This window comes from Tractidigestivibacter sp., assembly GCF_057241865.1.
In genome coordinates this window covers 39,653-62,378 of sequence record NZ_DBHHPX010000014.1, presented here as the reverse complement: position 1 = coordinate 62,378, position 22,726 = coordinate 39,653, and the positions used below count along the sequence as shown (strand labels likewise).

Genomic DNA, 22,726 nt, shown 5'->3' with positions numbered 1-22,726 from the left:
GTGGTGCTTCTCGCCTTTGTGACCACCGCGATGAGCGCGCAGTCGTGCGGACAGACGGGCATCGACCCCATGGAGATCTTTGGCCTCATCGTGCTGCTGCTTGTCTCGGCGTTTGCACAGGTACGAGAAGTACAGCTCTTCTTTATTGCCGGCGTGGTGGCTGTTGCATGCGGACTTGCCGGCGACGTGATGAACGACTTCAAGGCCGGGAGCATCCTTGGCACCGACCCGCGCGCCCAGTGGCTTGGGCAGGCGATTGGTGGCGTGCTGGGGGCGGTTGTCTCCGCTGCCGTCATGATGGCGCTGGTCAGCGCCTATGGACCCGACGCCTTTGGGCTGGGAAGGGAGTTCGTCTCGGCACAGGCGAGCGTTGTGGCCACGATGGTCTCGGGCATTCCCAGCGTTCCGGCGTTTGCCATTGGACTTGTGGCAGGCATTGGCCTCTACTGGGCGGGCCTGCCGGCCATGATGCTGGGACTTGGCGTCTACCTGCCGTTCTACATGTCGTTCACCGCTGCGTTGGGCGCTGCGCTCAAGTGGGCCATTGACCGTGCGCGCACCGCTCGCAACGCGGGGCTTCCCGAGGACGAGCGTGCCGCACGCGATGCCGATGTGCAGGAGGCTGGCGTTGTTGTGGCCTCTGGCGTGCTTGGCGGCGAGTCGATCGTCGGCGTCATTGTCGCGATGGCGAGCGTCATCGCGGGCCTTGCGGGGTAGCCTATGCGTTGAACACGTAACGGTCGAGTCGGCCAAAGGCCTCCTGCACGCGCAAGAGCGGCAGCGCAAGGTTAACGCGCACGTAGCAGGGTCCGTGGAACGCACGCCCATCCTGCCAGTCCACGCCCACGCGCCATCCCGCGCGCTCAACCCAGTCGATGTCGCGACCGTGCCTCTCGCACCACTCGCTGCAGTCGAGAAGCAGCATGTAGGTTCCCCCGGGCCGGCTCGCGTGCACGCCCTCGAAGTGCTTGCAGATAAAGTCGCACGCCCAGGTCACGTTGCCATCCAGCACCTGCAGAAGCTCGCCCAGCCACTCCTCGCCCTCGCGGCTGTACGCGCCGATAAGCGCATGCATCGAGAGCACGTTCATCGAGTTGTAGTGGCACTTTGAGCCCCTGGACGCCACGCGGTCGCGCAGGCAATCGTCGTAGATGATGCGATGGCTCCCCACGAGCCCTGCCAGGTTGAAGGTCTTGCTCGGCGCATAGAGCGCCACGGTACGTCTGTGGGCGTCGTCGCCCACAGACTGGGTCGGCACGTGATGATGCCTGGGGCAGCACCAGGTCGGACCAAATCTCGTCAGAGGTCACCACGCAATCGTGCTCTCGGTAGGCCTCCCATCGCGCGCTCGATCTCCCAGCGCTCCCACACGCGCCCGCACGGGTTGTGCGGCGAGGCGAGCAGAGCACCGCCACGTGGATGTAGTTCTCCTCCAGCTTTGCAGCCATGTCGTCACAAAGTCCATGCGCCACACGCCCTGCTTGTCCTGAACGAGAGGCGAAAGCACGATCCGGTAGCCGTTCTCCTCGATGCAATGCGTGAAGCCTATGTAGGTGGGACTGTGGAGAAGCACGGCGTCGCCTGGCGCCGCAAGGGCCGTGAGCGTCGAGACCACGCCGCCAAGGACTCCGTTCTCGTAGCCTATGTGGCCGGGCTCAAGCCCATCCACGCCGTTACGACGTCGCTGCCAGTCAATGATGGCCTGGTAGTACTTATCGCGCGGCGAGAAGTAGCCAAAGGCCGGGTGCTCGATTCGCTTGGCCATGGCGCGCGTAATCGATGGCGCCGTCGGGAAGTTCATATCGGCGACCCACATGGGGATGGCGTCAAAGCCCTCCGCCGGCGCATCTGGCGCGGTGCCACCCAAACCAAGCCCGTCCACCGCGATGGCACCCATGCCCTGCCGTTCCATGATCGATGTGAAGTCGTCCGCCATGCGCTCTCCTCCTTTGGTGCCACGCCCTACTCGGCGGTGACGACCCTCTTCGCAACAGAGGCGACCAGGCCATCCGGGTCCGCGTCCATGATCACCACATCAACGCCATCTGGCTTCGCGAAGCGCACGAATGACCTACCCGCACCGACCTTCGACTCATCCATGAGGATGGTACGCGTGCGCGCGTGCCTCAGAAACTCGACCTTAGCGATGGCCGTCTGCTCGTACTCCGCAAGGAATCCGAAGCTTGGCTCAAAGCCGTCCGCGCCGAGAAACACTTCCTCCGCGTACACGTCGCGCAGGCTAGCCACCACGAGAGGCCCACAGTAGTGGCGATACTTGCGTTCGAGCTTGCCGCCGGTACTCATGATGGTGACATCGGGAAGGTGGGCCTCTGCGTAGTCGATGACGTGACAGGCATTCGTCACGATGGTGAGGTCGCGCTTCTTGTCGAGCGCCATCACAAACTCGAGCGTGGTGGAGCCCGAGCCAACGAGGATCATCTCGCCATCATGCACGCGCTCTGCAGCCAGCCGGGCGATCAGCCTTTTTGCGCTGGCGTTCTTGCGCAGCCTCTCCGACACGCGGGGTATCACGTTCTGGGTCACGGCAACCGCACCGCCATGGGTGCGCTTGAGAAGGCCCTCCTGCTCGAGGTAGTCGAGGTCCCCGCGCGCCGTGACCGCAGACACGCCAAACTCCTCGCATATGGAGGAGACGAGCACGCTCTGGCGCTCATCCACCATGCCCACGATGCGCTTCCGCCGCTCCTCGGCAAGCAGGCGTCCTCCTGTGGTCCCCATGTGCAATACCTCCTCGACAGAGCGAACGGCCGAGGCGCATTACGCAACCTGGGTGATGCGAACCTCCCGCTCGAACTCCTCCACCTTAGCAAAGTCTCCGAGCCCTGCGCTCATGGCAACGTTGGCCCCGGTGGCCATTGCACGCGCGAGCGCCGGCACAACTGCGCTGCGGTCCGCGTACCAGATCGAGAGGAAGCCGGCAAGCGTGGCGTCCCCCGCGCAGGCTGTGCTCAACACGGGCACGCGGACGGCATCGGCTCGCCACACATGCTCCCCGTTGGAGAAGTACGCCCCATCGCCACCCAGCGTGAGCAGCACGTTCTGGGCACCGCACGCGTGAATCTTTCCCAGCGCCACAAGGATCGCTGACTCGTCGCCCACATCAGCGCCAAAGACTGCCGCAGCCTCCTCGTCGTTGGGCTTGATGAGCAGCGGGCGCTTCTCCACAAGCTCGGCCAGGTGCGGGTGGGAGATGTCAAGGACAAGGTCTGCGCCCCTCTCGTGCACCACGTCGATGAGCTCGTCGTAATAGGATGGGTCGATCTGGGGGGGCAGGCTGCCAGACACCACCAGGCAGTCGAGGTCCTGGGCCTGGCGGAGAAGCCCGAGCATCTCCTCCTGCTTCTCTCTGCCCACGGGAGCCCCGGCGTTTGGGAACTTGTATTCGCCGTCGGGAGTCGCGATGAAGAGGTTCACGCGCGTGATGCCGTCGATAAGGACGGGCTCCACCTCGCAGACCTTCCGTGCACCGCAGACGATGTAGTCACCCGAGAAGCCTCCGAAGAACCCCAGTATCTTTGAGTCCACCCCGTAGTGCTTGAGGGTGAAGCTCACGTTGAGCCCCTTGCCGTTGGGGGTGTACACGGCATTGCGCGTGCGGTTGACGTGCTGGGTCGACGGGCGGTCGCTCGTGACGTTCATGTCAACCGCGGGGTTGGTGGTGAGGGTGTAGATCATTGGTCCTCCAGGATCGCCGGACTCATCAAGGGGGCCCGGCAGAAGCCGGGCCCCTGGAGGAAACGAACGGGTTGGGATGGGTCGTGCCAGGGACGCCAGGACCACCCTACTCCGCAACGACGCCGCCGCTCTTGTCATACTCGTACTTCTTGAAGATGACGTAGAGGATGCCGCCTACGACGGTGCCGGCGAGAATCGCGAGAACCCAGGGGCCGCCACCGTCGACGACGGGCAGGACGAGGAACCCGCCGTGAGGCGCAGGGTCATGCACGCCAAAGAGGATCGTGAGGATGGCGCCAATGGACGAGCCGAGCATCATGATGGGCATGACAGGCCAGATGTTCTTTGTCATGAACGGAATGGCGCCCTCGGTAATGTGCGTGCAGCCGAGGATCAGGTTCACGATGCCGGCATCGTGGTCGGCCTTGGAGAAGTACCTCTTGCCGACAATCACAGCAAAGGTGGTGATGAGGGGCGGGACGATGCATGCGGCAGAGACGGCGGCCATGAAGTTCGTGCCAAAGTTGTACGTCTCGGTGCCAACGCCTGCGGCAAGCGCCTCGGTGAGCATCATGGTGCCGGTGACGTACGCTGCCTTGTTGACGGGACCGCCCATGTCAAATGCGCACATGCAGCCAATCGCAAGGCCGAGGACGATGGGGCCAGAGGACTCGAGGCCCTTCAGGAAATCCATCATGCCGGTGTTGATGGCGGCCATGGGGCCAGAGATGCCCAGCATCACAAGGCCAACCACGAATGCAGAGAGAAGCGGGTAGAGGAAGATGGCCTTCAGGCCGTCAAGGTTCTTGGGCAGCCCGGACAGCAGCTTCTCGAGGCCGAGAATGACGTAACCGGAAAGGAAGCCGCCGACGATGCCGCCAAGGAAGCCAAAGCCGACGCCGGTGCCACCCGCGTCGATGAGGCCAGTCTCAGGCGAGACGGGCAGGCCCTGGATGGCAATCATGCCGGCGATGAAGCCGGGGACCAAGGCGGGGCGCTTGCCGATGGACTCGGCGATGTAGGCCGAGAGCACCGGGACCATGAGGTTCATGGCGATCCCGCCGACGATCTTGAGCATGGCGGCGAAGGAGTTGTAGTCGGCTGCGGTGGAATCATATGAGGTGATGCCCCAGAGGAACGAGATGGCCGTAAGGACGCCGCCGGCGACAACGAAGACCAGCATGTGGCTGACGCCGTTCATCAGGTGCTTGTAGATGATATGCCCGACGGATTCCTTCTCCTCGGGGGCGTCGCTCGTGGCCTTGGCAACCTCTTCAGAGAGCTCGCCTTTCGCCTTGGCCGCAAGCGCCTTGTCGATAAGGCCGCTTGGGTCCTTGATCGCGGCAGTCACGCCAGCGCTCACGACGGGCTTCCCCTCAAAGCGCTCGGGCTGGACATCCTTGTCCGCCGCGATAATGACTGCCTTGGCGGCACGAATCTCCGCAGGCGTCACCTCGTTCTCGGCGCCAACCTGCCCTTGGGTCTCCACCTTGATGGTAAGGCCCCTGTCCTTGGCAGCCTTCTCAAGGGCCTCCTTGGCCATGTATGTGTGCGCGATACCCGTTGGGCATCCCGTCACAGCCAGGAGGTCATAGGCGGTGTTCTCGTTTGCCATCCTCGCTCCTCTCAATGCAGCACGTGCGTGATGCATGCCAGGGAACTACGTAATTTACACGCACAAACCATCGTTAAACCATGCATCCATCACAATCTCTGTACGTGAAGACAGTATACGTAAGTTTTCGTAAGAAAACGAAAGTTCCTAGCGATAGCATCGCGCATACCGCTCGCCAAGGCACAAGGGCCGCTCGCCCTTTCTGTTGGAGCTGAGACGCGAGAAAGGAAGGGGCCTGTGCCCTACGCGCCTTGGGGGCTCTCCTCCCGCCAGCCCTTGCACACGTCCACCCAACCCTCGGCCGCCGAGCAGCGCTCCAGCTGCTCAAGCGTCAGGCCAATCGCGCTGTTCTCGCTTCCCGCTGCAGGAAACACGAGGTCAAAACGGCGCAGCGAGACGTCCGGGTACGTGCGCACGCCGGGCTTTACGGCAAACGGGCAGATGCCGCCCATGGGGTGGCCCACCACCTGGGGTAGGTCGTCGGGCGTCACGAAGCGCGGCTTTGTCCCAAACTCACGCTTGAAGGCCGAGCTCCAGAGCTTGGCGTCGTCCGCGCACACCGCGAGGACGGCGCCCTCCCCCGCCACGCATGCCATGGTCTTCGCGATGCGCGCGGGCCCGCACCCCAGGTCACGCGCCGCCAACTCGACCGTGGCGCTCGACTGGTCGAACTCGATGATCTTATCGGCAACGCCAGAGGGCGCAAGGTAAGTCTGGACGTCCTGAACTGACATGCCCAGTGTCTCCCCTCGAAAGGCGCCCATCGCCAGGCGGCGCCCAGAAGGGTAGCCCATCACCGCCTGCCGCAGAACTACCACCGCTGGCCATAGGACTGCCCTGCGCCGAGAAGTCCTTCCTCCTGCGAGGCAATGCCGTCGCTCTCGCGCAGCGCACGCCTGTTTACCAGGTGTTCCTTCCAGCCGTACGAGAGCTGCCGCGGTACGGGGGCGTCCAGCTCAACGTGGCCGAAGGCGTTCACGACTCGCGTCCCGCAGGGAAGCTCCCGCTCGCGCGAGAAGTTCGTGAGGTAGTTCGCGTGCACGTGGCCGTGGACCATAAGGGCGGGCCGCCAGCGCTCGGCCAGGTCGTTGAAGCACTCGAAGCCCCGGTGCGGCAGGTCGTCGAGGTCGCCCATGCCACGCGCAGGCGCGTGGGCGAGCAGCACGTCGAAGCCGCCTAGCAGGCGGATCCGCGACTCAACCTTACGTATGCGCTTGCGCATCTCGCGCTCGGTCGACATGTAGGTGCCATCCTTGTAGCGCATGGAGCCTCCCAGCCCCACGATGCGCAGGCCCCGATAGATGTAGACGGAGCCGTCCACGCAGATGCAGCCCAGTGGCGGCTTTCGGCGGTAGCCCTCGTCGTGGTTGCCATGGACATAGAGCACCGGGCACGAAAGCATCGTGACGAGAAACTCGAGATAATCCGCATCAAGGTCACCTGCGGCAAGGACGAGGTCGACATCCTCGAAGCGGGAGCGGCAAAACCCCTCCCAGAGGGCACGCTCCTCAACGTCGGCAACAGCGAGAATCCTCATGAGGCCAAGCCTCCGCCCACAGACGTCTCGTCAATGGGGTGCCAGTTTTCGGGAAGGGTGCCCTCTATGTTGTCGTTGAGCCAGCTCATGGACACAACGTCTTGCTCCTTCAACCTGGGCGACCCTGCCGGCTGCACCACGCCCAGCTGGCTACGAAGCTCCCCCGCAAAGGGGTCAAGCACACCTTGCTCGATGCCATGCGTGACCTGCTCGACAAGCTTACGCGAATAGTAGGGCAGGTCATCCGAGAGGCGTAGCCCGATGACCCCCGCCGACATGCCGTACCAGTAGCTTACCGCCCACGGACGCCCCTCTCCATCGGTGTCCTGCCACGAGCCGTTGAGCAGCCCCTGGACGATAAGCTCGTAGTAGCGGCCCCAGTTCCACACCGGCAGCGCGAGGTTGTGCACGCGGCCGTTCACCATCTGGTAGAGGCCCAGCGCGCAGGAATCGTCCCACGGCGCCGTGACATCAGAGCCCGACATCACGGTGACGCCCTCGTCTGCCATCCTGTGATAGAGGGAGTCGCCGCCACGCGTGGAACAGACCAGGCGAACCTTGACCTCGGGGTCCACAAGCGCCGCTCCTATGGCAAAGGCATTTATCTCGGCAACCGACCCAAACATAGGGACGTTTGCCTGGTAGCCCACGCGATGGTTGGTCGAGAAGCTCGCAGCCAGGGCGCCGGTCACAAACTTGGCCTCGTACATGCGCCCATAGTAGGAGCGCACGCGGCTGTGCGGCAGGTTGCACGAGCAGTTGAGAAAGCGCACCTGTGGGTGGGCGATGGCCGCCTTGGCTGTGCTCGTCATGAGCGTGGGCGAACAGGAGAAGATCGCCTGCGCGCCATGCTCGACGGCCACGTCGACCACGGCCGAGAAGTCGCCCGGGGAGGCGCAGGCGTCAAAGGCTGTGGTTTGGACCAGGCCATTGAAGCGCCTCTCGACCCCGAGGCGACCGGCGTCGTGGGCGCGGGCCCAACTGGAGGTTGTAAGGGGCTTCTCGTAGAGAAAGGCAAGGCGCAGCGGGTTTGCCTGCGAATAGGGCGTACGGAACGAGAGACGCGAGAGGACACCGTGCGAGGACGGCTCCGCGCTTGGCTCGCTCACGAGCACCACGTCCTCACGCGGGCCCGCCAGCGCGAGCTCTGACCACAGGCGGCCGATGCGCTCCACCACGATGGAGGGCGGCGTGTCGAGCAGCCGCTCGTCCGGGAAGTAGCTCAGGTACGCAAGGAGGGCGTCACCACAGGTGATATCAAGGTGTGAGCCGCCAGCACGCTGGTAGAGGGAGCGGAAGTACTCGTATGTCGAGGTGAGACCGCAGACGGCGTCATCGGACCAGGGCTTGTCGAGGTCACGGCCCATAAGGGTGGCAAGGCGCCGGTAGGACCCCTCGCGGGAGAACTCGATCTCATAGGTGGGCACAGCACGCCAGAACTCGAGGAACTCTCCGTAAAGGCGGCGCTCGGGAGCGTCCCACTGACGCGGGAGAAGGCGCGTGACCTCGGCCTCGATGGAGTAGGCCCCCACGTAGCTCATCACCGAGACGCGCTTGTTCCCCTCTTGGACGTAGAAGCGGTGCATGTACTCGTAGACCTTGACGGGGTCGCGGAAGCCCTCGGAGGTCTGGATGTCGTAGAGACGCGACCACTTGAAGGCGAACTCCGTGGTTGGTGCGAGCACAGGCATGAAGGTGCGCGAGAAGGTGCGCTGGCGGCCCTCGGTGCGGGTGCCGACGACCATCTCGAGCGGAATCTCCATCGTGCCCAGGCGAACCTCGCCAACCGTGTCCCCCGGCGCAAGGACGGAGTCGAGCGCGGGAAGGTAGGGGTAGACGCCAGCCGACGCGTCATGCCGCAGGTCACGCTCGCCGCGACGGAGGGCCTTTCTGTACTCCTCGCCCATGATGGCTAACGCCTCCTTTCGGGGACGGTGGCACGGGACCGGACCAGCCGGGAACCACTTGTCTAGGCAAGTATACCGTGGCCGGGTGCAGCCGAGAGGGACGACACGTGGGGCGCGGCCTCTCGTGCATTCTCGCCGGAAAAGCTGCCCCCGCGCAAGGTGTGGAATTTACCTCCTCGTTACCGTACGCACCCAACCGATGGCGTAGAATCGTCCACACAGTTTCAGAGCAAATGTGATGACAGGGCGAGTACTTGCCACGCCATCCCACAGCAAGCGGGACCGCTGAGAACCCGCGGTGGGTGGCAAGGAACATTCCCTCGAGCTGCTCGGGCGAACGCACGCCGCCTCTGGGCCACCCCCCACCAGGCGATTCGCAACTACCTCGGGCCGGAGTCCACCGTAACGGGCATCGGGAGAACGCACCACTCTCGCCTGAAGTCGCATTTCTCGCACGCAGCAGGTTGCACAGGAAGCGAGAGGTGACCATGGGACTTCGAAGCGATGCCATAAAACGGGGCTTGGCCCGTGCTCCACACAGGAGCCTGCTCAAGGCCGACGGCCTCACGGACGAGGAGCTCGACCGGCCGCTTGTGGCGGTCGTCTCGTCTCAGAACGAGGTCATCCCCGGCCACATCCACCTGGACAAGATCGCCGACGCCGTCAAGGCCGGCATCCGCATGGCGGGTGGCACCCCACTGCAGGTCAACACCATTGGCGTGTGCGACGGCATCGCCATGAACCACGAAGGCATGCGCTTCTCGCTTACCAGCCGAGAAGTGATTGCCGACTCCGTCGAGTGCGTCATCCAGGGCCACCAGTTCGACGCCATGGTCCTGATCCCCAGCTGCGACAAGGTCGTTCCCGGCATGCTCATCGCCGCCTGCCGCCTGGACATCCCCACCGTGCTGGTCTCCGGCGGCCCCATGCTTGCCGGTCGCGGTCGCCACGGCGAGCAGACCGACCTCAACACCCTCTTTGATGCCGCAGGCCAAGTCACCGCCGGCACCATGACCGAGGAGGAGATGCACTGGCTCGAGAACACCGCCTGCCCCACCTGCGGCAGCTGCTCGGGCATGTTCACCGCCAACTCCATCTGCTGCCTCTCCGAGGCCCTGGGCATTGCGCTTCCCGGCAACGGCACCATCCCCGCCGTCTACTCCGAGCGCATCCGCCTTGCTAAGCACGCCGGCATGAAGGCCATGGAGCTCCTCGAGAAGGGCATCACCGCTCGCCAGATCATCGATGAGCGTGCCGTTCGCAATGGCATGGCACTTGACCAGGCCTTTGGCGGCTCGACCAACACCATGCTTCACCTCACGGCCATCGCACACGCAGCCGGCTGCCCCGTGACCATGGACGACTGGGACAGGGCCTGCTCGGCAACGCCCAACATCGTGCGCCTGGCGCCTGCCGGCCCGCTCCACATCCAAGACCTGAACGACGTGGGCGGCGTCCCGGCAATCGTCGGCGAGCTGGGTCGCGCCGGCCTTCTCGACCTCACGGCCAACACCTGCCACGGCACCATGGGCGAGTGGGTCGAGCAGTGCCCGCCCGTCGACGGCACGGTGGTCCGCCACATCGACAACCCCTACTCCCCCGACGGCGGCCTCAAGGTCATGCACGGCTCCCTCGCGCCGGACTGCGGCGTGGTCAAGAAGAGCGCCGTCGACCCCAGCATGTACAGGCACACCGGCCCGGCGCGCGTCTTCGACTCCGAAGAGACCGCCTGCGAGGCAATCTTTGGCGGCAAGATCAATCCCGGCGACGTCGTGGTGATTCGCTACGAGGGCCCCGCCGGCGGCCCCGGCATGCGCGAGATGCTCACGCCCACCTCGGCCATCTGCGGCATGGGGCTTGCCAAGTCCGTCGCGCTCATCACGGACGGCCGCTTCTCCGGCGCGAGCAAGGGCCCCTGCGTTGGCCACGTGAGCCCCGAGGCCGCGGCCGGCGGCCCCATCGCCCTTGTGCACGAGGGCGACCAGATCGCCATCGACATCGAGGCCGGCACGCTCGACCTGCTCGTCGAGGAGGACGAGCTCGCGCATCGCCGCGCCGCCTGGGAGCCGCCCGCACCCAAGTATGCCACGGGCGTCCTCTCCCGCTACGCCAAGCTCGTCACCAGCGCAGACAAGGGGGCATACCTGTCATGACGAACACCGACAACCACGCGGCGTCCGTTGCCGAGAAGCTCGCACGCAAGCAGACCGCCATCGAAGGCAAGCCCTTTGGCATGGGCTCGCACTCCGAGTACGAGGGCAAGACCATGACCGGCGCCCAGGCGATCATCGCAAGCCTGGAGTGCGAGGGGGTCGACACGATCTTTGGCTACCCCGGCGGACAGGCGATCAAGATCTATGACGCACTCTATGATTCCAAGCGCATCCACCACGTGCTGGCCAGGCACGAGCAGGGTGCCGCACACATGGCCGATGGCTATGCCCGCGCCACGGGCAAGGTTGGCGTTGTTCTCGTCACCTCTGGCCCTGGTGCCACCAACACCGTGACCGGCATCATGACCGCCTACATGGACTCCGTGCCCATGGTGGTCATCACCGGCCAGGTCACGCGCGGCGTCATTGGCACCGACTCGTTCCAGGAATCCGACATCGTGGGCATCACCATGCCCATCGTGAAGCACTCGTTCCTGCTGCAGTCGACCGACGATCTCACGCGCACCTTCCGCGAGGCGTTCTACATCGCCTCCACCGGCCGCCCGGGACCCGTCCTCATCGATGTCCCCAGCGACCTCTCCGGCACGCAGATGGTCTTCCGCTACCCCGACTCCATGAGCATTGCCTCCTACAAGCCCACCTACCGTGGCAACGCGCGGCAGGTCAAGCAGGCAGCCCAACTCATCATGAGGGCCAAGCGCCCGCTCATCTACGCCGGCGGCGGCATCGTGACCAGCCACGCCTGCCAAGAGCTGGTCGACCTTTCCGAGACCATGGACATCCCCGTGGTGACCTCGCTCATGGGCAAGGGTGCCATGCCCTGCTCGAACACGCACAACCTGGGCCCCGTGGGCATGCACGGCTCGAAGTACGCCAACATGGCCGTCATGGAGTGCGACCTGCTCATCGCCGTGGGTGCGCGCTTCTCCGACCGCGTGACCGGCAAGGTCTCCGAGTTCGCCCCGCACGCCAAGGTCATCCACATCGATATCGACCCGGCCGAGATCGGCAAGATCGTGAACCCCACGGTGCCCATCGTGGGAGACGCCAAGGTGGTTCTCGCCTCGCTCAACGAGCGCCTGCACAAGGAGGGCGCCAAGCCCGTGGACGACGGCTGGTTTGCCGAGGTCTGCTCGTGGCGCGAGCGCTGGCCGTTCTACACCGAGGACTTCGCCAGCACTGTGGACTACCCCGACAAGATCGCGCCCGAGGTCGTGCTCTCCATGCTCTCGGACAAACTCGACCCCGAGGCATCCATCGTTACCACCGAAGTGGGCCAGCACCAGATGTGGGCGCACCAGAACATCCACCGCGAGCACGCACGCACGTTCATCTCGTCCGGCGGCGCCGGCACCATGGGCTTTGGCCTCCCTGCGGCCATTGGCGCCAAGATCGGCTGCCCCGACGACGAGGTTGTGTGCGTCGCCGGTGACGGCTCGCTCCAGATGAACGTGCAGGAGATGGCCACAGCCATCCAGGAGGGTGCACCGATCAAGGTACTGGTCATCGACAACCGCGCCCTCGGTATGGTCTACCAGTGGCAGAAGCTCTTCTACCACAAGCGCTACTCGTTTACCCAGCTACCGCCCGTCCCCGACTTCGTGAAGCTGGCGGAGGCCTACGGCTGGCACGGCAGGCAGATCTCTCGCCCGGAAGAGGTCGAGGGCGCACTGGACGAGATGCTCGCATCCAAGGGACCCTACCTTCTCGACGTCTTGATCCCTACGGACCAGACGGTCTACCCCATGGTTGCTCCCGGTGCGCCCATCGACGACATCATTGGCGCCCTGGACGTGACGCTGGGTGGCGTGCGCATAAGCGGCAAGGGCTTTGGCAAGGACGGACACCCCGCCATCACGGATGGCGAGAAGGACGGTGACGAATGATGAAGCACATCCTCTCGGTGCTGGTCGAGAACAAGCCTGGCGTGCTCTCGCGCGTCACCGGCATGATCAGCCGCCGCGGCTTCAACATTGGCTCGTTGACCGTGGCGCCCACCGAGGACGAGAGCCTCTCGCGCATGACCATCATCGTCGAGGCCGACGACGTGGGCTTCGAGCAGATCACCAAGCAGCTGCACAAGCTCGTCTCGGTCTTCAAAATCTCCGACCTCACCGAGGATGACGCCATCGAGCGCGAGCTGGTGCTCTTCAAGGTGCAGTGCACGCCGGAGCGCCGCCACGAGATCATCGAGATCGCAGGCGTCTTCCGCGCCAACATCGTGGACGTGGGCAAGAACACGCTCACGGTGGAGGCCACCGGCACCGAGAGCAAGCTCGACGCGCTTGAGGACCTCTTCCGCTCGTACGGCATTCGTCAGCTCACGCGCACCGGCAAGATCGCGATCTCGCGCGGGCATGACCAGTAGCCCAACGGCAATCCGGACACCACGCGGTTCAAACCGCCAGCTGGCGGATGAACATAGCAGGAAACGGCACAAACGAAAGGAAGTACGACATGGCCGTCACCATCTACTACGAGAAGGACTGTGACCCCTCGATCATCCAGGGCAAGAAGGTCGCCATCATCGGCTATGGCTCCCAGGGCCACGCCCATGCGCTGAACCTCATGGACTCCGGCGTCGACGTGCGCGTTGGTCTGCGTGAGGGCTCCAAGTCCGCCGAGAAGGCCCGCGAGCACGGCCTCAAGGTGACAGACATGGCGACTGCCGCCAAGGAAGCCGACGTCGTGATGATCCTGACCCCCGACGAGACCCAGCCGGCGGTCTACAAGGAATTCGTCGAGCCTAACCTCGAGCCGGGCAACACCCTGGCCTTCGCCCACGGCTTCAACATCCACTACGGCTACATCAAGGCCCCCGAGGGCGTCAACGTGATCATGGTTGCCCCCAAGGGCCCGGGCCACATCGTGCGCCGTCAGTACACCGAGGGCTCCGGCGTGCCTGACCTGGTCTGCGTTGAGACCGACGCCACCGGCGACGCGTGGGCGCTGGCCATGTCCTATGCGTGGGCGCTGGGCGGCGCTCGCTCCGGCCTCATCAAGGCGACCTTCGCCGAGGAGACCGAGGAGGACCTCTTTGGCGAGCAGGCCGTTCTCTGCGGTGGCCTGGTCGAGCTGGTCAAGGCTGGCTTCGAGACCCTCACCGAGGCAGGCTACCCCGAGGAGCTCGCCTACTTCGAGTGCTATCACGAGATGAAGATGATCGTGGACCTTATGTACGAGAAGGGCATCCACTTCATGAACTACTCCATCTCCAACACCGCCGAGTACGGCGAGTACTACGCCGGCCCGCTGGTCATCAACGACAAGTCACGCGAGGCGATGAAGCACATCCTCAAGCGCATCCAGGACGGCTCGTTCGCCCAGGAGTTCGTTGACGACTGCAACAACGGCCACAAGAAGCTGCTCGAGGAGCGCGAGAAGATCAACACCCACCCCATCGAGACCACTGGCGAGCGCGTGCGCTCCATGTTCTCCTGGCTCTCGAAGGACGAGGACTAATCGAGTAGGCCAAGCGATTCTCGCTTCCTGCGGTTGGTTGCCTCGCAGCCCTGCCGGACACGCTTCCGGCGGGGCCGCCTCTTCGATGGAAAGGCCTCGCCATGCGCATAGCGTTGATCACTGGTGCGTCAAGCGGCTTGGGGCGCGAGTATGCGCGCTGGGCAAGCGAGGAGGGCGCATACGACCAAATCTGGGCTGTGGCCAGAAGGCGCGAGCGCCTGGAGGAGCTTGCGGAGGAGCTTGCGACCCCCGTGCGGGCAGTCGCTCTCGACCTCACCGAGAAGGCATCGATTTCGCAGCTCAAGGGGCTTCTCGACCAGGAGGCGTCGCAGAGCGGGGCGCATGGCGAGAAGTTTGGCGTGGGCCTTCTCGTCAATGCGGCCGGCCTGGGGAAGTTTGGCACGTATGCAGACATGACCTGCGATGAGGTCGACACGATGGTCGACCTCAACTGCCGCGCGCTCGTCGATGTGACACAGGTGGCGCTGGGGTACATGGGGCGTGGTGGACGCATCATCCAGATCGCGTCCAGTGCGTCGTTCCAGCCGCTGCCGGGACTCAACGTGTATGCGGCGAGCAAGGCGTTTGTCCGCAGCTACTCGCGGGCGCTTCGCTTTGAGTTGCGCGGTCGCGGCATCTTTGTGACCGCCGTGTGCCCGCTGTGGGTGAAGACCGAGTTCATCGGTGTCGCAAGGCAGACGGCCAACGGGCAGACGGTGCGCCATCCCTTCCCGGTGCTGGGGGCGCGTCGGGTGGTGAGATGGTCCATGCTCGTCAATTCCGTGAACTACCCCATTGCCACCTGTTGCGTCACCGGCCTACTTATGAGGATTGCCGACAAGATCATCCCCGCACCGCTCATCATGTGGATCTGGGAGGGCGTTCGCCGGATGTGACGCCCAAAGGGCATGCTCGTACGCACTTGCTGCGCAAACGCGCACTGCGGCGTCACTTCGGCACCGGAGGGGCCCCTTCCTAGTGCGGGCTGCCGCCGGGGCCGCCACGATGACCAGGACGGCCATGTCTCCCGGCCCCGCCAGGGCCCGGCCCCATATCGCCGCCGTAGCGTGGGCCTCCCCAGCCGCGTCCCCAACCATCCCACATGGCAGGGCCTCCAAACCAGCCTCCCCACATGGGACGGCCCCAACCAAGTCCGCCAAAAAGAATCCCCCGGAACAGCCTTGCTACAAGCGCGACCAGTAAGACGACCACAACCAGAAAGAGGATCATCGAGCTCACCTCCAAGCGGCATGCAGCTGGACTACCGTGTCCGTCCCACATTGAGGTACAACTGCCGTGCCGTTGAGCGAGAAAATACCCGTCCCCCTCGCCCCAATCACCATCGCAAACGACCATCACACACCTGTCCCAACGCTCCAACGAACCTGAAGCCTGCGGAGAGGGGCTGAGACAAAGGGACCGTCCCTTTGTCTCAGTGCGGTGCAATCGCCTGCACCAATTACAGCCCAGGAGACACCGTGCAAAAAGCGCCACGGACAGCGAGAGATACAGCCCGAGAGGTTTTATTGGTTGCTTGGCCAGTCATGCTCTCGTACGTGGCAGTCGGGCTTCCCTGCGGTGTGCTTGCCGCCAAGGCGGGTATGACGCCGCTCATGAATTTTGTTCTCGCCCTCACGTACCTCTCCGGCGGCGGGCAGTTCATGATGAGCAACCTCTGGCTGGCAGGGACACCCATGGTCTCGATCATAGCCTCTGTAGCTGCCATCTCTACGCGCTTTGCGCTCTACTCGGCCTCTCTTGCCCCGTACCTTACGCGATTCGACCACAAACAGTCGCTCACCATCGCCTGCACCTATACCGAAGAGGCTTACGGCATCACGCTTTCTCGCCTGACCTCGGGTAACGCATGGACGGCGAGACACGCGCTGAGCCTTAACGTATGCGTGCAGCTCACATGGGCCATATCCTGCGCGGCTGGGGCCGCCCTGGGCTCCGCAATCGACATCCCCACCGCCATCGCTGGCTTTGCGATGACCTCGCTTTTCCTCTACCTTCTCTACGCGCAGCCCCACACCCGCGGCACTGCCTGCGCGGTGCTAGGGGCCACGACAACGGTCGCGCTCTGCAAGTGGAACGGACTGAGCGGTGTCGCCGTTCCGTTGGCTGCCCTCGTTGGTGTCGCCGCAGGAATGGCATCAGGGCTCCTGCCGCGGCAAATGCCGGCATCAAGCTCTACAAACGCCAGAGGTGACACACGGTGAGCACCGCTCAGTTCCTTGTGCTGTGGCTGTCCTCGTTCGCGTTCATTCTCGCCTGTCGCGCGGTCCCCGTGGTAGCGTTGCGCAGACGTCCCCTCTCGCCACGCGTGGTGGAGGCGCTTGGCTACATCCCGCCGGCCGCCTTTGCCGCGCTCGTCGCAAACGACTTGCTCTCCCCCACCATGTTCGACGCTGGCCTATGGACGGGCATTATGCCCATCTTGGCGGCAGACATTGTGGTCTTCGTGGCATGGCGAACCCGCTCGATGCTATGGTGCTGCGTGTCGGGAGTCCTGGCCTACGTGCTGCTCTCCCTTATATAACGCCGAGGACAGCGGAGACGGACATGGCCAAGCACACCTTTGGGGCCGAGGGCGAGAAGGTCACTGTTCACATTGCCGATCTGCCTGATCGCGCGAGCGGCTCACCAGCCCTCATCCCCATGGTCTACCTGCATGTATTTGAGGGCGATGGCACTGGTGTGTGGCAGCGCCTGGAGGAAGAGGGGGACCAGCCTCGGATAGCCCTTGCTGCGATAGCGCCCAGGAGTTGGGACAACGACCTCACGCCGTGGCCATGCCCTCCCGTCTTTCGTGGCAATCGCCCCTATGAGGGACTTGCGCTTGTGCAGCTGCACCTTCTCGAATCCCAGATTGTGCCCCAAACCCAGGCACTTCTCACGCAGCGCGGCGTAGCGCCGTCCTTCTCGGCGCTTGTCGGCTACTCGCTAGCCGGGCTCTTCTCGGTGTGGGTAGCTACACGAAGTGCGGCCTTCGAGCGCGTGGCTAGCGTGTCCGGCTCGCTTTGGTATCCGGGCTTCTCCAAATACGTCGCAGGTCACATACACCCATCCGTAAGGCGTGCATACTTCTCGCTGGGGGACAAGGAGTCCCATACGAGAAATCCCGTAATGAAGACCGTCCTTGAGAACACCCAACAGGTCGTGGAGAAGTTCGAGCAAGCCGGTGTAGACACATGCTTTGAACTCAACCCCGGCAATCACTTTGTGGACGAAGACCTGCGCACGGCGCGGGGCATCCGTTGGCTGCTAGGGGGCGGCCCTGCCGCCGCCGTCCCCACTGGCGAGAGGCCCTAGGCCGCCTGGGTCGGGCGCGACGTGACCCACGCCATCGACACCAGGGGCACCACAGCCACGCAAGCCAGAAGCAGATACGCCTCGCGCGTGCCAACCATGGTTGCCCAAGCCATGTCTGTGGCCCCTACCTGCACCGCATTGACCACCGCCGTCACCACGCTGGTACCAATGGCACCAGCCAGCTGCTGTAGCGTATTGATCACGGCATTGCCATCGGCCTTGATGGCCGCCGGCAAAAACGAGAGCGACTCGGTCATGGTGTTGCCCACCATGAGGCTCTGGCCAAAGGCAAAGCACACGTAGATGGCGATGGCAACCGCCGTTGCCAGGCTCTCGGAAAGCGCGGCGAAGAGCGCCGTGCCGAGAAGTGCGCAGGAGGCGCCCACAAGGATGGGTCTTCTCGGCCCAAAGCGGTCGAGAATCTGACCCGAGAGCGGTGCCATGCAGGCACCCACCACGCAACCGGGAAGCAGGATCGAACCGGCCTCGGTCTCGCCGGTACCCATCACGAGCTGCGAGTAGTTGGGGATGAGAAACGATAGTCCCAGCACCACAAACTGCAGGCACACCAGCGCAACCACGCCCATCACAAAGCGCCTATGCGAGAAGACCGCGAGCGAGATGAGCGGGTGCCCTGCTCGCCCTTCTCGCCGCATAAAGACGACGAGAAGCACCGTGAAGGCCACAAGCAGGCACAGCTCTGCAGGGCTTGTCCAGCCCATGCTCGACCCCAAGTCAACGGCAAAGACGAGCGAGGCGAAGGCTGCGGCGATGGCAAGCCAACCCGGGACATCAAAGGGGTCACGCGAAACCTCGTGGCTCTGGCGTATGGAGAACACGCCCAGGACGAAAGCCACGCCCAGCACGGGAAGGAGCGCTGCAAAAATCATGCGCCAGCCGAAATTCTCGGCAAGCCAGCCACCCACAGAGGGGCCGACCGCCGGCGCCATGGCCGTGACCAGCGTGCCGATACCCATCATGACGCCCATGTTCTTCTTGGGGGCCTGCTCGGTGATGACATTGAACATGAGTGGCAGCGCGATGCCTGTGCCCACGCCCTCGAGGGTGCGCCCGCACAAGAGCATGGGAAATGACCGGGCGGTAAATCCGCACATGATGCCCGCGATGTAGAAGGCCATCGCCGCAATAAAGACGCTCTTGGTTCGGAAGCGCTTGTTGAGATAGGACGACGTTGGCACGACGGTGGCAAGGACCAGGAGGTAGGACGTGGTCATCCACTGGACTGTCGAGGTGGTGATGTTGAACTCGGACATGAGCGAGGGGAACGTGACGTTCATGGCGGTCTCAACGGTGACGCCGGAAAAAGACATGATGCCTGCGGCGACAACAGACATGACGAGACGGGCATCGAGCACGTGCTCGAAGCCTTGGCTGGCAGTGCTTCCGTTCATGAGCAACTCCCTGGATTGGCTGGTCCCGACGGAGATGTCTCTGGTTCCGTGCGGGACAGAGGCACTATAGCCAAATCAGGTGGAGAGCGCTTTCAGTTTCAGACGGCACGGACTTGTGGCGAGGAGCAACCTTGGCTTCCTCAAGCCGGGTCTGGCAGCTCACAGACGTCCTCAAAGTGCGTGATGCCTGCATAGGGCGCAAGTCGCGAGTCCGACATGAAGGAGCGAGCCTCGGCACCCCTATCCCCGTAGTGCATGGGGAAGAGCGCGCGGGTGCCCACAGCTTCCATAAAGTCCTCAACACCTGCAGCGGGGTCCTTGAGGCGCGGGTCTAGCGGGACAAACGCAAGGTCAACGGGACCCGGTGCAATGCGCGCAAGCTCGCCGCGGAAGAACTGGTCCGACGCCTCGTTCTGCTCGCCTGGGCGTTCCCACTGCCACGAGTTGAGGTCGCCGGAGAAGTAAATCGAGATACCACACGCGTGGACGAGAAACGCCACGCCTTCATCGTTGGACTCGAGGGTCTCGACGGACAGCGGCGCGGGGGCGATGCCGGCCAGCGGCAGGTCATAGGCCTCGTGCGGCTCGACGGTGGTCACGTTGGCATCTACCGGAGCATCTACCGCCACGTCCTTGTCCAGCACGTAGCGCACGTCGGGAAACTGCTCGCGCAGCGGCCAGATGCAGCGCCCGTAGTGGTCAGAGTGCTCGTGCGAGACAAACACAACGAGCGGCTTGTCGCGCGGGATGCCCGGGAGCTCGCCCGTATACCAGTCAAAAAGTAGCGTGCAGGCAGAAAGCTCGACGGCAAAGCCGCTGTGGTAGATGTGCGTGACGCGCATGGTTCCCCTTTCGATGCGTATGCGCCGAAGCGGTGTAGCTACTCGGCCCAGAAGACGCGGCCACCCTTGCGCGCGGGCTGGGCCTTCTCGGCGTCGGGGTAGCCAATCACCACATGGCCAATTCCCTCATAGTCACCCTCCACGCCAAGGCGCGCGAGCAGCTCCTTGTAGCGCGGCTCCTCAAACTCCTCCTTGGCACGGTGGATCCAATGGCCACCCAACCCAAGCGACTGTGCTGTGAGCAGCATGTTCTCGATGGTAGCCGAGCCGTCGTACACGCGCGTGGGCACCGAGGCCTCGGCGAGAACCACAAGGACGACAGGTGCGCCGTAGAAGGGGTCCATGCCCTCGCGCGCACCCATGATGCGACGGTTCTCCTCGGCAAGCTCGTCACGAAGGGCGCGGTTGGTCACGGCCACGATGATTGGCGACTGCTTGCCCATGCCAGAAGGAGCCCAAAGCCCTGCCTCGATGACGCGCTCGACAAGCTCGCGTGCCACCGGAACCTGCTTGAACTTTGGTGTGCTTCGACGTTCGCGGATGCACTTCTCGACTTCGTTCATGGCTCCTCCAATGCCGACGGCTCAGTTGCAAGGTCCACGCGCGTGACGCGTGGGCCTTGCTCCCCATTTTCTTCCCAAACCAACGTTTTAGGAATCAGGACAGCCTGCCGGGGGGCACAGCGCCATCTCGCAAGGCCCCCAAACACAAAATGACGGTTGGTGGCAGTTTGTGGAAAATCCTTTATGTGAGGTTAACACGGTATCAATTCGCTGACCTGCGAATTATCAAATCTTAAAGGGATTGCTACTTGGGAGCGCCACCCAAAACTGCCACCAACCGTAAATCTGTGCCATTCGATGGGGCACTGCAGCGCTCTGCCGCACCAAATGAGGGACTCTGCCATGCATGGGACCGCCGGATGGCATGTTTTGACGGTTGGTGGCAGTTTTTCGGAGATGGTCCAAGTGTCAAGAGGTTCGATACTTGATGAATCGCAGGTCAGCGATTTGCCACTTCTGTGACTTCATATTAAGAATTTGCCACAAACTGCCACCAACCGTCAAATCGTACCAGCGGGGTCGACGGAGGCATCCCACGAAACCACCTGTCGAGCAAGAAGAGAAGGCGCGGGTCACGCAAAGCCGGAGGGGCCTCGTTCCCCGGCAAGCAGGTGGCACAGCAAGTTGCTCGGGCACCAAAACCCTGCGCCCCATCGCAGCCTCTCGCGTAACGAAGCGTTTACACAATGTGGGTTGCACATCTGGCACGCGAGGGCGTATAGTCCTCCACAACACAGGCACAAGTCGCAGTGCGACAGGGCATCTGAGAGGAGCGCCAGAGATGAACCGCATCGCCACAGTCAACGTATGCATGTCCATAAACTGGTGGTGGCGCGCTTCGCAAGCGGTCGGTCGATCGTGAGTCTCTCGCGCCATATATTCGCGACTTAGGAGGGCTCCCGGTTTGACCGGGAGCCCTCTTTCTTGTGCAGGCACATCCCATGAGCCATCCAAAGCCAGTCACAGCGCCACCAATCAGAAGGGAACCAAGCATGTCCGAGAACACCAGCACCCAGCAGGCCCGCACCATCACCTCCGAGGACCACGGCAAGCTCGACGTCCGCGCTCTTGTCCTTCTCGCCGTGCTTCTCGCGGCAGGATTCATCCTCAACTTCACGGTGGGCAAGGCCATCTCCGGCATCTCCGGAGGCATGATCAGCCCTGAGTTCATCATCTCGGCCTTCTGCCTCACCATCCTGGTCATGCGCCCCAACGTCCCGCAGGCTCTGGTCATCGGCCTCATCTCCGCTGCCGTGATCCAGATCACCACCACCTCGCCCTTTGTCGACTTCGCCGCCGAGGGCGTGGCCGCCATGCTCATGGCCGTCATCGTGAACGCCGGTATGCGTGGCAATGCCAAGAGGTTCGTCCCCGCAATCGGCACCTTCGTGACCACCGTGGTCTCCGGCGCCATCTTCATGATTATCCGCATCGCAATGGTCGGCGCCGCACAGGAGCTCGCCGCTGCCATGCTCCCTGTGGTCCTTGCGACCGGCGTCTTCAACGCCATTCTCGTCCAGGCGCTCTACGTCCCCGTGTGCAAGGCCCTCAAGGTCAACAACTAACAGTTCGTGACCACACCGCCAACCCCTGCCAGCAGCCACCTACCGAAAGGAGCCCCGCCATGTCCGAGCAGAACGCATCCCAGGCACGCACCGTTAACACCGCCGAGCGCTCCGGCAAGGCCGACGTCTCTTCCCTCGTCCTCCTTGCCGTCCTTCTCGCCGCCGGCTTCATCCTCAACATGACCGTCGGCAACGCCCTTGCCATTGTAGGCATCAAGCCGCAGTTCATCATTGCCTCCTATGCACTGGCAATCTTGCTCTCAAACGCCGGATTTGGCCAGGCAGCCATCTTTGGCCTGGTATCTGCTGCCGTCATCCAGCTCACCACCTCCATCCCCGGCCTCAACTTTGCAACCGAGCTCATCGCCGCGCTGGTGATGGCCGCGCTCATCCGTCGTCCCCTCGAGGTTGGCGGACGCAACGTTACCCCGCTTGTTGCCGCCTTTGCGACCACGCTCGTTTCCGGTGCGCTCTTCGCCGTCGCTGGCACGCTCGTCATGGGCGCAGCACTGGGCACCGTGGTCGTGAAGATTCCCATCGTCCTGGGCACCGCCGTCTTCAACGCCATCGTGGTGCAGGCGCTTTACTTCCCCCTGGAGAAGGTCCTCAAGAGGTAGTTCGGCTACCATGAGACAGCT

Annotated in this window: 22 protein-coding genes; 11 read left to right on the top strand and 11 right to left on the bottom strand. The window is 63.6% G+C overall.

Going from position 1 to position 22,726, the window contains the following annotated elements:
* A partial coding sequence (locus ACO59D_RS06450) for an OPT/YSL family transporter (RefSeq protein WP_485126271.1) occupies positions 1–717 on the top strand: 717 nt, incomplete at its 5' end.
* A 1-nt stretch (position 718) separates the two neighbouring features.
* Here ACO59D_RS06450 and ACO59D_RS06445 read toward each other — a convergent pair.
* The 8 genes from ACO59D_RS06445 to ACO59D_RS06410 all read right to left on the bottom strand — a co-directional run bounded on the left by ACO59D_RS06445 (position 719) and on the right by ACO59D_RS06410 (position 8,755).
* On the bottom strand, positions 719–1,258 hold the full coding sequence (locus ACO59D_RS06445; protein WP_485126270.1) for a beta C-S lyase family protein: 540 nt from the start codon (positions 1,256–1,258) through the stop codon (positions 719–721).
* Between the two features lie 48 nt (positions 1,259–1,306).
* Positions 1,307–1,936: a beta C-S lyase family protein gene (locus ACO59D_RS06440; RefSeq protein ID WP_485126269.1), complete on the bottom strand. Its 630-nt coding sequence runs from the start codon at positions 1,934–1,936 to the stop codon at positions 1,307–1,309.
* A 26-nt stretch (positions 1,937–1,962) separates the two neighbouring features.
* On the bottom strand, positions 1,963–2,739 hold the full coding sequence (locus ACO59D_RS06435; RefSeq protein WP_485126268.1) for a DeoR/GlpR family DNA-binding transcription regulator: 777 nt from the start codon (positions 2,737–2,739) through the stop codon (positions 1,963–1,965).
* Between the two features lie 39 nt (positions 2,740–2,778).
* Positions 2,779–3,696, bottom strand: coding sequence for a 1-phosphofructokinase family hexose kinase (locus ACO59D_RS06430; protein ID WP_485126267.1), 918 nt, complete (start codon positions 3,694–3,696; stop codon positions 2,779–2,781).
* Between the two features lie 106 nt (positions 3,697–3,802).
* Positions 3,803–5,311: a PTS fructose transporter subunit IIC gene (locus ACO59D_RS06425; RefSeq protein ID WP_485126266.1), complete on the bottom strand. Its 1,509-nt coding sequence runs from the start codon at positions 5,309–5,311 to the stop codon at positions 3,803–3,805.
* 242 nt (positions 5,312–5,553) lie between these two features.
* Complete coding sequence (locus ACO59D_RS06420) at positions 5,554–6,045, bottom strand: YbaK/EbsC family protein (RefSeq protein WP_485126265.1); 492 nt, start codon at positions 6,043–6,045, stop codon at positions 5,554–5,556.
* Between the two features lie 77 nt (positions 6,046–6,122).
* The gene (locus ACO59D_RS06415; RefSeq protein WP_485126264.1) at positions 6,123–6,848 is read right to left on the bottom strand and encodes a metallophosphoesterase family protein; all 726 of its coding nucleotides are present in this window, start codon (positions 6,846–6,848) and stop codon (positions 6,123–6,125) included.
* A complete protein-coding gene (locus ACO59D_RS06410) occupies positions 6,845–8,755 on the bottom strand; it encodes a BMP family ABC transporter substrate-binding protein (RefSeq protein WP_485126263.1) in 1,911 nt (636 codons plus the stop codon). The genes ACO59D_RS06415 and ACO59D_RS06410 overlap by 4 nt, the downstream gene beginning before the upstream one ends.
* 488 nt (positions 8,756–9,243) lie before the next feature.
* Here ACO59D_RS06410 and ilvD point away from each other — a divergent pair, with 488 nt between their 5' ends.
* From ilvD to ACO59D_RS06370, 8 genes are all read left to right on the top strand, one after another.
* The gene (ilvD, locus tag ACO59D_RS06405) at positions 9,244–10,908 is read left to right on the top strand and encodes a dihydroxy-acid dehydratase (protein WP_485126262.1); all 1,665 of its coding nucleotides are present in this window, start codon (positions 9,244–9,246) and stop codon (positions 10,906–10,908) included.
* Complete coding sequence (gene ilvB, locus ACO59D_RS06400) at positions 10,905–12,815, top strand: biosynthetic-type acetolactate synthase large subunit (protein WP_130811038.1); 1,911 nt, start codon at positions 10,905–10,907, stop codon at positions 12,813–12,815. Before ilvD ends, ilvB begins: the two co-directional genes overlap by 4 nt.
* Positions 12,812–13,297 carry an acetolactate synthase small subunit gene (ilvN, locus tag ACO59D_RS06395; protein WP_242622103.1) on the top strand — a complete coding sequence of 162 codons (486 nt, stop codon included), beginning with the start codon at positions 12,812–12,814 and terminating at the stop codon, positions 13,295–13,297. The genes ilvB and ilvN overlap by 4 nt, the downstream gene beginning before the upstream one ends.
* 89 nt (positions 13,298–13,386) lie before the next feature.
* A complete protein-coding gene (ilvC, locus tag ACO59D_RS06390) occupies positions 13,387–14,391 on the top strand; it encodes a ketol-acid reductoisomerase (protein ID WP_130811039.1) in 1,005 nt (334 codons plus the stop codon).
* Between the two features lie 101 nt (positions 14,392–14,492).
* On the top strand, positions 14,493–15,287 hold the full coding sequence (locus ACO59D_RS06385) for an SDR family NAD(P)-dependent oxidoreductase (protein WP_130811040.1): 795 nt from the start codon (positions 14,493–14,495) through the stop codon (positions 15,285–15,287).
* A 648-nt stretch (positions 15,288–15,935) separates the two neighbouring features.
* Entirely contained in the window at positions 15,936–16,613 is a 678-nt protein-coding gene (locus ACO59D_RS06380; RefSeq protein WP_485126261.1) for an AzlC family ABC transporter permease, read from the top strand.
* Positions 16,610–16,933, top strand: coding sequence for an AzlD domain-containing protein (locus ACO59D_RS06375; RefSeq protein ID WP_485126260.1), 324 nt, complete (start codon positions 16,610–16,612; stop codon positions 16,931–16,933). Before ACO59D_RS06380 ends, ACO59D_RS06375 begins: the two co-directional genes overlap by 4 nt.
* Before the next feature lie 23 nt (positions 16,934–16,956).
* Positions 16,957–17,706, top strand: a complete 750-nt coding sequence (locus ACO59D_RS06370) for an alpha/beta hydrolase (RefSeq protein ID WP_485126259.1) — start codon at positions 16,957–16,959, stop codon at positions 17,704–17,706.
* Here ACO59D_RS06370 and ACO59D_RS06365 read toward each other — a convergent pair.
* From ACO59D_RS06365 to ACO59D_RS06355, 3 genes are all read right to left on the bottom strand, one after another.
* On the bottom strand, positions 17,703–19,118 hold the full coding sequence (locus ACO59D_RS06365) for a DHA2 family efflux MFS transporter permease subunit (RefSeq protein WP_485126258.1): 1,416 nt from the start codon (positions 19,116–19,118) through the stop codon (positions 17,703–17,705). The two genes, ACO59D_RS06370 and ACO59D_RS06365, sit on opposite strands and share 4 nt — an antisense overlap.
* Before the next feature lie 140 nt (positions 19,119–19,258).
* Positions 19,259–19,960, bottom strand: coding sequence for an MBL fold metallo-hydrolase (locus ACO59D_RS06360; protein WP_485126257.1), 702 nt, complete (start codon positions 19,958–19,960; stop codon positions 19,259–19,261).
* Positions 19,961–19,998: 38 nt separating this feature from the next.
* Entirely contained in the window at positions 19,999–20,523 is a 525-nt protein-coding gene (locus ACO59D_RS06355) for a nitroreductase (RefSeq protein WP_130811047.1), read from the bottom strand.
* Between the two features lie 992 nt (positions 20,524–21,515).
* Between ACO59D_RS06355 and ACO59D_RS06350 the strand changes: the two genes are divergently transcribed.
* A complete protein-coding gene (locus tag ACO59D_RS06350) occupies positions 21,516–22,088 on the top strand; it encodes a hypothetical protein (RefSeq protein WP_485126256.1) in 573 nt (190 codons plus the stop codon).
* A gap of 59 nt (positions 22,089–22,147) precedes the next feature.
* The gene (locus tag ACO59D_RS06345) at positions 22,148–22,705 is read left to right on the top strand and encodes a tryptophan transporter (RefSeq protein WP_485126255.1); all 558 of its coding nucleotides are present in this window, start codon (positions 22,148–22,150) and stop codon (positions 22,703–22,705) included.
* Positions 22,706–22,726: the final 21 nt, after the last annotated feature.